Raw genomic sequence first — 11,868 nt, forward strand, 5'->3', positions numbered from 1 at the left:
GAATCACTACATCGCACCCTAATTCCAGCGGTCGTTGCAGGTACGGGGTGCAGAACGTGTTATCGACAATGACCGGAATCTCATACTCTTTTGCGACACGTGCTACCATCGATAAATCAATCATTTTCATCGTAGGATTGATCGGCGTCTCAATAAAAATACAAGCCGTATTCTCCGTCAGTCGACTCCGTAATTCCTTTTCACTCTCCATAAAACTGAAGTCGTGGGTAATGCTATACTTCTCTTCCAGCATCGTCAGGAGTCCAAACGTACATCCATATAATCCATTGGAACACAGGATATGATCATTCGCTTTCGTTAAAGCAATCAATACTGCTGAAACGGCAGCCATTCCCGATGCAAAAGCGAGTGCTTTTTCCCCACCTTCAAGAGTCGCTATTCGATCTTCCAAAGTTTTTACTGTCGGATTACCCAACCTCGTATAAATATAACCGTCATCTTCCCCTGCGAATCGCTTCTCCCCTACAGAGGCAGATGGAAACGAAAACGTCGATGTTTGGTAAATCGGCGTAGTCAAACTTCCATGACCATTATCATCACCTTGACTATGAATCATTGAAGTTTCTAAACGTTTCCCTTTATCACCCATCTTTCTTCCCCCTTCATTTCCCTTCTCTTTTCCTATATCTTATGTTTTGTAAGCGTTTTCAGTTAATTTTAACAAAAAAAGGAGGGGGTTGACCTCCTTCTTAATTACTATATTTTGTTTCTAGATATGTTCTCGGACTCTTCTTACGTCCATGTAGCGCAACATAGATGAAGACAGCCGCAAAAATAATGAAGGAACTGTTAAAGTAAAGCGATGAGAAGCCAATGCCTGTTGCAATAGCCCCCACCACATATGATCCAATTCCAATACCTATATCAAAGATTGTAAAAAACGTAGCGGTAGCTGATCCAGCACGATTCGGCACCTTCTTCAGCGCAATGGTTTGAAAGCTGGGCACAATCGTTCCCCACCCCAGCCCGATCAACCCGCCGGCTGTTAATAGCAGTGGAGCCGAATTTGCAAAACTTAGAACGAGCATTCCGATCCCGAAAAGGATAATAGAAGGAATGACAACGATATTTTCTCCGTAGTGATCAAACCATTTACCCGTAAAGGGCCGTGAAATTAGGAGTACAACAGCATAAACGACGAAAAAATAACTCGCAGCTGCCTCAAGTCCCTGCTCTTTAGCATAGACGGAAACGAATGATAAAACCCCTGAGTAAGCAAGCGCCATGACTGCTCCTGTCAGAGCGATAGGGACAATCGACTTCTCCAAAAGTCCATTCATTCGTGGCAAGAAACTTTGAGTTGGGTTCAGCTTTTCTGTAAAGTTTGCGGGGATCCTGATCATCAACCCCGAGGTGAAGGCGACAGCTCCGAATAAAGCGCAGATCATGAACATGCTGAAAAAACTAAAAGAGTGTATAATCGTCAATCCCAGAAAAGGACCGAGCACCATAGCGAAATTCATGGACATGGCGAAGTATCCCATCCCCTCACCTTTTCTTTGATCAGGGACTACATCAGCAGCCAATGCGCCAAGAACGGTCGTAGCCATACCAAAACCCATCCCTTGTAAAAAGCGCACAATAAGGATAAGGACGAATGAATTGACGAACAAATAAAAAATGGCGCTAATTAAAAATAAAGATAAAGAAATGATCACAATCGGTTTTCTTCCTATCGTATCAATCCATTGACCAGCCAAAGGGCGAATGAGTATAGCTGCCAACAGGAAAACGGTTATGATAAGTCCCGATTGTCCTTCGTCCACTTCCAAGACGTCAATTGTATAAATTGGGAGGGTGACGAACATTAAATAGAATACGAGAAAAACGAAAAAATTACTGAACCATACACTTAAAAAGCTCTTTGTCCATAGTGGTTGTTTTGCCTTCAAAATCCCCCTCCCCTTTCTTCGCGAATGATTCTCGTCAACTCTCTCACCTGCCTGTCCAGGATCCGTTCTCCTTCCTCACCTAAACCAGACCGCAGGCGACCCTCTGCTTCCTTAATCGCCTCCTGCCAAATCGGAAAACGCTTCTCCCCTTTCTCTGAAAGGCTGATATCATTCGTTCGTTTATCCATACCGGAAGACTTATGGATGTACCCTAGTTGTTCTAGTTTACGTAAAGTACGTGATAAAGGAGGAGCTTCGATATTCAACCGATTTTTAAGATCAGTCTGAGTCATTGCCCCGTGATGATGCAGCTGAAAAATAACAGCCCAATGGGACATGGAGATCTCTTCATCAGCTAAAGACTGATTTAAATATTGACTAAGATCTCTAGATAGTTGTTGAACATGATAAAAAGTCAATGACACGGTTATCCTCCTCACAATCGTTACCTAGGTAATGGTTATACCAAAAAAAAGACTTCCTTATTCAGGAAGCAACTTAAATAGTCTACCATAACTGAATTAAAGATGTCTATTCGTGCACAAGATCAGAGAAATTCTCCTGGTAGAGCTGATCCGTCCAAGCAATTGCCTGGCCATATATTTCAAAAATCTCATCAAACCCCAATTCCAGTTCAATTAATCGGTCCTCAAGTTCCTCAAAGTCAGCTTTTTCCATAGCCATAACTGTATCTAAAATATCACGGTAAAAGTTTCTTTTCCCTTCAAGAGCAACCTTTATATTCGTATCTAATGGCAAACTTTCAATAATCTCAGTCACTGGCCGCTTTGTAATTACATCAATCAATGACAGAAAACCAGTAAGGAAGAATCCTTCTGCCTTGTTAGTCGTTCTCAAACGGATGGATAGCTGTTCGCTCATTTTCGCCCGGAGTAAGCTTGTTTTCAACACCAGTTGAGTGGATGTTGAAGAAAAAGAACTCGTTTGTTTCACCGAAAGTACATAAAGCCACTTTTCCAATGTATCAGTACCTAAAAGCATGACCGCTTGCTTGATGGATTTAACAGGTACAGTCCGCTGGTACATCGAGGAATTAATCAGGCGCAATAATTTGTATGTTAAAGCCACGTCCTGTTCTAATATTTCAGTTACTTTATCAATATTGACTTCTTTCGCACCTACTGATAATTCTTTAATGATTTGAAAATATGTAGAAGCCAGGAATGGAATGTCCATGCCTGAGATGACCACCGGCTTACTGTAATAGTAACCCTGGAAGAGTTCAAATCCCTCTGCCAAACAAGTTTGATGCTCATCTCTCGTCTCTACTTTTTCTGCTAATAACGTGATGTTAAACCGTTTAGCAAGGTTGATGATTTCTTTACGGTCTTTATCATTAACCTCTCTTATATCGACTTTCAGTATATCTATGTATTGCAAAAGTTCGATAATTGAAGATTCTTCAACACTGACGATATCATCGAGAGCGATAAGAAAGCCTTGCCTCTTCAATTCTCGACAAACACGGATCAGACCCATGCTATAGGAGACATGCTCCAAAATTTCTACAACGAGTTGTTGAGGATCAAAGTACTCTGGCACTTTCTCTAACAGCAAATCCTCAGTAAAGTTGATGAAGCAAGGTTTGTTCTGAGAGAGACGCCTTAAACCGATCGTAAGGAAACTATTCATCAACACCTCAGAAGTGGCCTGATTCGGATCAATTGGGGTAAACCGGTTATCCTTACTATTCCGATACAATAACTCATAGGCGTAGACCTCTTCATTGGCTTTCAAAATAGGCTGCCTGGCAACGAATACTTCCATCCTCACGCCCCCTTCATCTGACACAATCATGACCATTATTATACTATATAACCGAATTATTGTTAATTTTTACAGTGATTAAATACATGAAAATAGTCAAAGGGGAAAGACTGAGTAAAAGAGTCATTGAGGAGGGATTTTATGGACCACAACCAAAATTGGACACGCCCTGAACCTATGTGGCGCCAAGATACTGAATTACCAACATTTGATTCAATGGAAGAAAACACTTCTGCTGATATTGTCGTTGTTGGTGGAGGGATTACCGGAATTACGACTGCTTATCTATTAGCGAAAGCGGGCAAACAAGTTGTTTTGCTGGAAGCTGATCGGATCCTTAACGGAACGACCGGTCATACGACAGCCAAAGTCACCGCCCAGCACGGATTAATCTATCACGAACTAATTAAACACTTCGGAATGGATAAAGCCTCCCTTTATTATCAAGCGCAGATGAACGCTTTCGGATTTATAGAAGAAACGATTGAGAAATACAAGATCGACTGTGATTGGAAAAAAGAGGATGCCTGTCTATTCTCAACTACGGATAAAGGGGCGGAAAAAGTCGCCAACGAGTATGAAGCCTATCAAAAATTGGATATCCCAGGAGAAATGACAGAAGCTCTTCCATTTGAAATGGAAGCGACGAGAACGCTTGTCATGAAGAATCAGGCAAGGTTCCACCCAATTAAATACTTAACAGCTCTCGTTGATCGCTTCATCGAATTAGGGGGACAAATTTTTGAAGGGACGAAAGCTACGGATTTAAAAGAAGGTGAAACCCTTCAGGTAGAGACAGGAAATGGTTCAATAGTGACCTGCAGCCATGCCATCTCATGCAGTCACTTTCCTTTCTACGATGGGAAAGGCTTCTACTTTAGCCGCATGTATGCTGAAAGATCCTATCTGATGGCCATTGAACCAGAGCGTGAGATTCCACCAGGAATGTATGTATCGATCGATGAACCGAAGCGTACCATCCGGTCTGCCGAATACAACGGAAAACCGATTTTATTGGTCGGAGGAGAAAATCACAAGACAGGTGATGGCATTGATACTTCTTTTCACTACCGCGCCATTGAAGAATTTGCCGCTCAGACATTCGGTATTAGGGAGAAATTGTTCCAGTGGTCAGCCCAGGATTTGACGACCTTGGATAAGGTCCCTTACATCGGACCGATTACCAAAAAGAACAATCGAGTACTGATCGCTACAGGGTTCAGAAAATGGGGCATGACGAATGGTACATTGGCAGCTCAATTGTTGAGCAATTATGTATTAGGAGAAGAATCTCTTTTCCACGAATTGTTCAAGCCTTCAAGGTTTAAAGCGGATCCAAGCATGAAGCAGTTTCTTTCGCAAAACTTTGATGTGGCCGTTCACTTAGTTGAAGGGAAGCTCGAATTGGTAGGAGACCGTCCTGATCGGATCAAAAAAGGTGAAGGAAAAGTCGTGCAATGGAGAGGCGAACGGGCAGGAGCATTCAAGGATGAAGATGGTGAACTCCACTTACTTGATACGACCTGTACTCATATGGGATGTGAGGTAGAGTGGAATAGTGCCGAACATACGTGGGATTGCCCGTGTCATGGTTCACGATTTTCCTTCGACGGTACTGTCGTAGAAGGACCTGCTGATCAGCCGCTTATGAAAATCTCACTTGAGAAACCGTCTCCCCGCTCCCTCATGGATATAAAGAAAATGTATGAAGACCAAGGTCAACAAGATCAACCTTAATTTCCAACACTGAGTATGAAAAGGTTAGGCTGTCGAGACTTATCGACAGCCTTTTTGTGTTCAGTGCATTTTTGTTTTCATATGGTGTGGATGAGTCTAGAATATGAAATAAATACAATACATACATTTGAGAGGGTTATCATCATGGTCAATGAACAGAAGTTAGGCGTCTTCTATACGGCAGGCGCCTATATATTATGGGGTTTTTTACCAATTTATTGGAAGTTGGTTCAGCAGATTCCTGCATTTGAAATTCTAGCTCACCGGATTGTCTGGTCATTTATTTTTATGGGAATCGTTGTTCTCGCCGCTAAGAAACAGCGTGCTTTCCTGGAAGAATGCCGTATGATTATCAAGAACAAAAAACGCATGGTTGGGATTACCCTGGCCGCGATTACGATCAGCATCAACTGGGTGACGTATATATGGGCAGTCAACACCAATCATGTGGTTGAAGCAAGCTTAGGATACTATATCAACCCACTTGTCAGTATTCTCTTAGGCATGATCGTTTTGAAGGAAACATTCTCCAAAGCACAATGGGTCGCCTTTTTATTAGCGGGTACTGGAGTTTTTTACATGACGGTCCATTTCGGTTCTGTACCGTGGATCGCCCTCCTTTTAGCCTTCAGTTTTGGGTCCTACGGATTACTGAAAAAGCTTGTCCCCTTGAATGCGATGTTCGGGTTGACTATTGAAACCTTGATTGTTACACCAGTCGCTCTCGTCTATCTATACACACAGCAAGCGGGGCAATGGGCACAAGTGGACTGGATTTCCCTCACCACTGTACTCGTTTTCGGTGCAGGCATCGTGACAGCCATTCCATTATTGTTATTTTCAGCCGGAGCAAAAAGAATTCCTTTATCAATGGTCGGATTTCTCCAGTATTTTGCTCCTACGATTATGCTGTTCATTGGTGTATTTATGTACAACGAGCCTTTCACAAATGTCCACGTCATTTCTTTTACATTGATTTGGGCTGGGCTTGCCGTTTACACGGTTACACGAATGAAGCGACTTAAGAAATATGAAGCGAAAGCGATTTAACACTAAGGCACAAAAGATGAAAACAAACAAAAGCGCCTTCTCTTCAACAAGAGAAGACGCTTCTTTCTATTTCTACCAGCTCAAATAAGCGGCAGCATCTTTTCCTGACAGATAAGCACTTTCAAATCGTGTCCGTCCAGCCTCGTCATTTTCACGAAGGAAAGCATCCCCTGCAACAACGAGTGAGCCATCACCAGATAAATCCAAATAAGGTTCATGAAGGACTTTTTTAGCTTGTGCGTATCTCCAGCGTTTCAACTGCTCCGATTCTAATTCTGACCAATCGAAGAGACGTTCGACCTTTTCTTTGATCAATGTCCGAACGTAATCTTCCCCATAATGTCTCCGCGACCAATCACCATTCATATAAACGCTTACAAGAGTATCATTGGATATCCCTTTTTTCTGATGGTCGACAACTCGCTCGACACCCTGAGGCAAATCCTGATCCAAGTGCCCATCCTCAGGCAAACTCGTCGGTGAACGAAAATGGTAGATTCCTACATAGGTAGGTTCAAATAAGATACTCTTCAACTTTTTCATCTCTGAGTGCACAACTTGTACATCGCTCGCTTTCAATAATTCCAGAACTTGGGGAACTGGCATGGTCAATAAAACTTTGTCTGACTTCCATACGTTCATTTTGTCATCATACAAACGGTAGCCGTCAGGGTATTTGACGATTTGAGTGATTTTTGTATGTAATGACGTACGGATACCTTTGGCTAAATGCTTCGCCAGACTGTTCATTCCATCCACTGCTGTATAGCGAGGATACGGCTTACCGAACCAGTGCTTGATCCAATTTTCTTTCAACCAATGCTGCACTTCTTCATCCAATTCATCCGTTCTTACTGTGAAGAATTGTGCCCCATGATCGGCTTTACCATCCGCCACTCTTCTAGTGGCCAAGCGTCCGCCTACACTCTTCCCTTTATCTACCAATAAAAAATTCGTTCTTCCTTGTTTATGCAAACGTCTAGCTGCAGTGATTCCAGACAGACCTGCACCTACAATTGTAACTTCATAGTGCTCCATCCCCATCACCTCCACGTTGATTATTCTGACTGTTCCCTTCATAAAGAAAAGAACACCTCCGATTAGGAGATGTTCTTATTTTACCAAATGTTCTAAGCTTCTTTCACTTTTTTCTTTCGACGAATTTTACTGAGCACTTCGTATGCCAATGGCACAATCAGTAAGGTCAGAAGTGTGGAGCTTGCGAGCCCCCCAATGACTGTTACACCTAAGCCTTTACTGATAATTGAGCCCCCTTCAAAGCCTAATGCAAGTGGCAGCAGAGCTCCGATTGTCGCAAGCGCCGTCATCAAAATCGGTCGCAGACGTGTCATTCCTGCATCGATAAGCGCTTCTCTTGTCGAAAATCCTTCTTTTTCTTTATGAATAACACGGTCGATCAGAACAATCGCATTCGTAACAACGATACCGATTAACATGAGCGCCCCAATCATAGCCGAAATGCTTAAGGTTTCTCCACTGATTAAGAGACCCAGCACAGCACCAATGATCGTGAACGGCAGGGCGAATAAGATAGCAAGCGGTGCTAATCCTCCACCGAAGAAGATGACTAAGATCAAGTACACAATCGCGATCGCTGCCAACATGGCAAGACCAAGCTGTGTAAAGGATTCATTGATATCCTCTGCTACCCCGCCTTGAGTGATCTCTACACCTGAAGGCGTTTCGATATCTTGTACTTTCTCGTTCACACTTGAAGATACAGAACCGACATCATCGACAGTAATCTCCGCACTGACACTTGCATAAACACGTCCGTCACGGCGAGTAATCGTATCAGCTGTAGTTCCTTCTTCCACATCTACGACCTCACTGATCGCAACGGATTGACCCGTCGGTGTTTGAATCTCACGTTCAGTCAGATCCTCTATGCCACTATACTCTTCTTCTTGCACCTCAAGGTAAACGTTAACTTCTTCTCCGTCTTGTTGAACTGTCGTAATTACGGGACGTTCTCTATTTTGATTCAGTTCCATCCCAAGCTGACCTGCTGTCAGACCGAGCTCACTCAATTTGTCATGGTCAGCCACTAACGTATACTCTTCATAGGACTCAGAGAGGCTGGAATCGATATTTCTAAGATTCTCTTGATCAGATAAAAGCTCTTCTACATCAGCTACGACCGGCTTGATTTGTTCCGTATCATCACCGTAGATCCTTAATTCAAGACCACTGCTTGAGCCGGCACCAGAGAAGTCCTGGCTAGCCCATTCCCCTTTTTCAGTCTCTTTGTTCAAGCCATCAATGACCTTCTGTGTTTCTTCTGAGAAGTTCTCCGTATCATCGGCGTACTCAACATAAAAGACAGCTTGATTGGAAGCTCCTGGGCTCATCGGGTTTTCCCCGCCTACAGAATATTGGATCGTATTTGCACCTTCACGACCTTCAAAGAACTCCTGAGCATCCATGGCGATATTCTCTACATCTTCAAGCGTTTGTCCTGGTTCTGGGCTATAAGTTGCCATCACCATCTTTTGTTCTTGATCTGGCAGAAAACTAGTTCCTACTAGAGGGACTAAAGCAATGCTTCCTACAAGAACCCCTATTGCTATAAGTGTAGAGATAATCTTATGATTCAATGTGCTTGTGAGCACAGAGCGATAAATTTTCGCAAGGCGACCTCCGCCTTCTTCATGCTTCACTTGCTTGATTTTTGATCTCTTTAGAAGTGTATGAGATAGCATCGGCACAATGGTAATTGCTACTAACAAGGAAGCAAGCAATGCAAAGACTACCGTCAAAGCGAATGGCAGGAAGATTTGCCCTACCGTTCCTTCTACCAATCCTAATGGAAGAAATACAGCAATCGTCACTAGAGTAGAAGATAAAATCGGCATGAACATTTCGCGCGTTGCTGACCTTATTAGATCTCTGCCTGCTAATTTCTCCCCTGGCAAGGACATTCGTCGGTAAATATTTTCTACTACGACAATAGAGTCATCCACGACCCTTCCGATTGCCACGGTCATAGCTCCTAATGTCATGATGTTCAACGTAATATCCATCTGCTTTAAGAACAAGATCGCGATAAGAAGGGATAATGGTATCGAAATAATGGAAATGATGGTTGTTTTGAAATTACGTAAAAACAAGAGAATTACAATAACAGCAAATAGGCCGCCGAATAATGCTTTATTGAGCATTGTGCTGACAGATTCTTCGATCGGCTCTCCTTGGTCGAAGGAATATATGAATTCCACTCCATCCAAGTCTCCTTCAAAACTAGCCGTCTCATCTTTCACTGCATTTACGACATCCACTGTATTCGCTTCTTGCGATTTTACAACTTGCAATGTGATCGAGTCCTCACCATTTGTTCGTGAGATCGACTCTGCTTCTCCAACAACCTCAATATCAGCGATATCTTTTAATTGAACGGTAGGAATTTGAACCGTCGCTGCTTGAGATGCCTGTTGTCCAGATGGCTGACTTTGGCCGAATTGGCCCTGTGGAGAAGTTTCTTGACTTTGCGAAGGGGCTCCCTGGCTTTGAGTTTGCCCAGATTGGCCGGGAATTGCTGGGATTTCTAAATTCTCCAGCTCCTCTACACTCGTCAGATCACCATTTAATACAACTGATTTCTCTGTATCATCAAATTTATATAACCCTAACGGGAAGGACACATCCGATCCTTTAATTAAGTTCGTAACGGTTTCCGCATCCATGCCACGTTCTTCCAGTGCCGATTCGTCCAAATCAATTCGCACTTCTTGAACTTGCTGGCCGGACACCTGGACTTCCGCCACGCCTTCCAGTCCTTCCAGAGCGGGGACAATTTCTTCCTCTACAGTCGTGGTTAATTGCTCTAATGATTGATCTCCGTTAACCGCACTTAAACTAACTACAGGAAATGCATTGAAGTTTAAACGGGAAACAGATGGTTCTTGTGCTGCGTCAGGCAATTCAACTTTATTGACCGCCTCTTGCAATTCATCCTCTGCTTCGTCTAAACTTTTATCAAAACTATATTCAAGCTGAAGAGAAGAAGCATTCTGGTAAGAGGTGGAGCTGACTGTTTTCACTCCGCCCAAATTACTGACTTGTTGTTCCAATGGCTCAGAAATTTGATCTGCAACTTCTTCAGGCGTAGCTCCTGGATAAACGGTTGTAACTGTAATGATTGGTGGTTCGATATCAGGTATCGTTTCTAATTTCATATTTAAACCTGAATATAAACCCGCTATTGTAATGATGATCGTCATTAACCAAATGGCGAATTTGTTATTCATCGAAAAGTTGATGATGCCTTTCATATATGCTTTCCCCCCTAAGTTGACCGCGTAGTCAGAATCACATATAATACTAATGACCACCCAGTCATATGTCAAGAGGTAATGCTTTGAATATGTTCGTTTAGAATTCTCAAATGAACATCCGTGATAAAAGTTAGGAGTAATAAATATGGAACATAAGTCGATTCACATTATAAAGCAATCTATCAAATTGTTTGCAAAAAAAGGATTCAGCTCTACATCTGTGCAAGAAATAGCTAATGAGAGCGGAATCTCAAAAGGAGCATTCTATCTGCATTTCAAATCCAAGGATGCGCTCCTCCTGGAAATCTTCAACTACTACTTTGAAAGAATACAGAATAAGATTGACGAGATTCAATCTCTTGATTTAGATGCTCGAACAAAGTTTATTAAACAAATGCAAATTACCTTTGAAGAGGTTGCGGAGCATCGTGAATTCATCATTATGCAAATTAGAGAACAAACCATTCCTTTTAATGAGAATATCGATGAATTCTTAAAGAAAACCCGCTTTAATTCTTATATTTTTTACAAACGTCATCTATTAGCCATTTATGGGAGAGAAGTGGAATCGATCATTTGGGAGATCAGCCTGCTGCTTCAAGGCATATTTAAGGGATTTATGGACCTTATCATCATTGAAAACGCAAAACTAGATTTTGAGGCCTTGTCAGAAGCCATGTTGAGGCGGACAGATTATATTGTAGATGGGTTTAAACAAAATGGTGACCATCCGGTCATTACTGAAGAGGTCATGTCCCAGGTGATACCTAAAGATTATTATCAATATGAGTTGGATGAAGTGATTCAAACATTAAGCGATCTTAAAGAGCGTACGAGCGGTGAGATCAAGGATACGATTACTGTATTGCTTGATGAGCTGCAAAAGAACGACCCTCGTCCTGCCATTATCAAAGGTATGCTCTCTAACTTGGAAGAAACGAAAGATCACCAGGGCATTGCCAGCCAAATTCGAACATACTTTCAACTTTAAAAGAACGGCTGAACTGATTTTTCATATCCAATTAAAGCTCCTGATTGTTGAAGACTCAGTTTCGAGACTTTTATGTGAGAGGATGGTGGCGGGG

Annotated in this window: 9 protein-coding genes; 3 read left to right on the forward strand and 6 right to left on the reverse strand. The window is 42.4% G+C overall.

The genetic code is table 11. The features are described from left to right. The 4 genes from LD39_RS16130 to LD39_RS16145 form a co-directional block, all read right to left on the reverse strand. Positions 1 to 610: aminotransferase class I/II-fold pyridoxal phosphate-dependent enzyme (locus LD39_RS16130; protein WP_035549720.1), on the reverse strand; the 610-nt coding region annotated here is incomplete at its 3' end. A 100-nt stretch (positions 611 to 710) separates the two neighbouring features. Then, positions 711 to 1,916 carry an MFS transporter gene (locus tag LD39_RS16135; protein WP_197061445.1) on the reverse strand — a complete coding sequence of 402 codons (1,206 nt, stop codon included), beginning with the start codon at positions 1,914 to 1,916 and terminating at the stop codon, positions 711 to 713. Further along, on the reverse strand, positions 1,910 to 2,338 hold the full coding sequence (locus tag LD39_RS16140) for a MarR family winged helix-turn-helix transcriptional regulator (RefSeq protein ID WP_035549726.1): 429 nt from the start codon (positions 2,336 to 2,338) through the stop codon (positions 1,910 to 1,912). The genes LD39_RS16135 and LD39_RS16140 overlap by 7 nt, the downstream gene beginning before the upstream one ends. Before the next feature lie 106 nt (positions 2,339 to 2,444). Then, entirely contained in the window at positions 2,445 to 3,701 is a 1,257-nt protein-coding gene (locus LD39_RS16145) for an EAL and HDOD domain-containing protein (protein WP_035549730.1), read from the reverse strand. 141 nt (positions 3,702 to 3,842) lie between these two features. On the opposite strand from LD39_RS16145, the gene LD39_RS16150 reads away from it, so the two are divergent. After that, positions 3,843 to 5,438: an FAD-dependent oxidoreductase gene (locus tag LD39_RS16150; protein ID WP_035549732.1), complete on the forward strand. Its 1,596-nt coding sequence runs from the start codon at positions 3,843 to 3,845 to the stop codon at positions 5,436 to 5,438. A gap of 144 nt (positions 5,439 to 5,582) precedes the next feature. Continuing rightward, a complete protein-coding gene (gene rarD, locus LD39_RS16155) occupies positions 5,583 to 6,488 on the forward strand; it encodes an EamA family transporter RarD (protein WP_035549735.1) in 906 nt (301 codons plus the stop codon). 72 nt (positions 6,489 to 6,560) lie between these two features. Here the strand turns inward: rarD and LD39_RS16160 are convergent, their stop codons facing one another. Together LD39_RS16160 and LD39_RS16165 are read right to left on the reverse strand one after the other, a co-directional pair. Further along, positions 6,561 to 7,526, reverse strand: a complete 966-nt coding sequence (locus LD39_RS16160) for an NAD(P)/FAD-dependent oxidoreductase (protein ID WP_035549741.1) — start codon at positions 7,524 to 7,526, stop codon at positions 6,561 to 6,563. A gap of 92 nt (positions 7,527 to 7,618) precedes the next feature. After that, the gene (locus LD39_RS16165) at positions 7,619 to 10,780 is read right to left on the reverse strand and encodes an efflux RND transporter permease subunit (protein ID WP_035549743.1); all 3,162 of its coding nucleotides are present in this window, start codon (positions 10,778 to 10,780) and stop codon (positions 7,619 to 7,621) included. Between the two features lie 148 nt (positions 10,781 to 10,928). On the opposite strand from LD39_RS16165, the gene LD39_RS16170 reads away from it, so the two are divergent. Next, on the forward strand, positions 10,929 to 11,774 hold the full coding sequence (locus tag LD39_RS16170; protein WP_035549746.1) for a TetR/AcrR family transcriptional regulator: 846 nt from the start codon (positions 10,929 to 10,931) through the stop codon (positions 11,772 to 11,774). Positions 11,775 to 11,868: the final 94 nt, after the last annotated feature.

Source organism: Halobacillus sp. BBL2006 (assembly GCF_000786645.1).
GTDB lineage: Bacteria > Bacillota > Bacilli > Bacillales > Halobacillaceae > Halobacillus.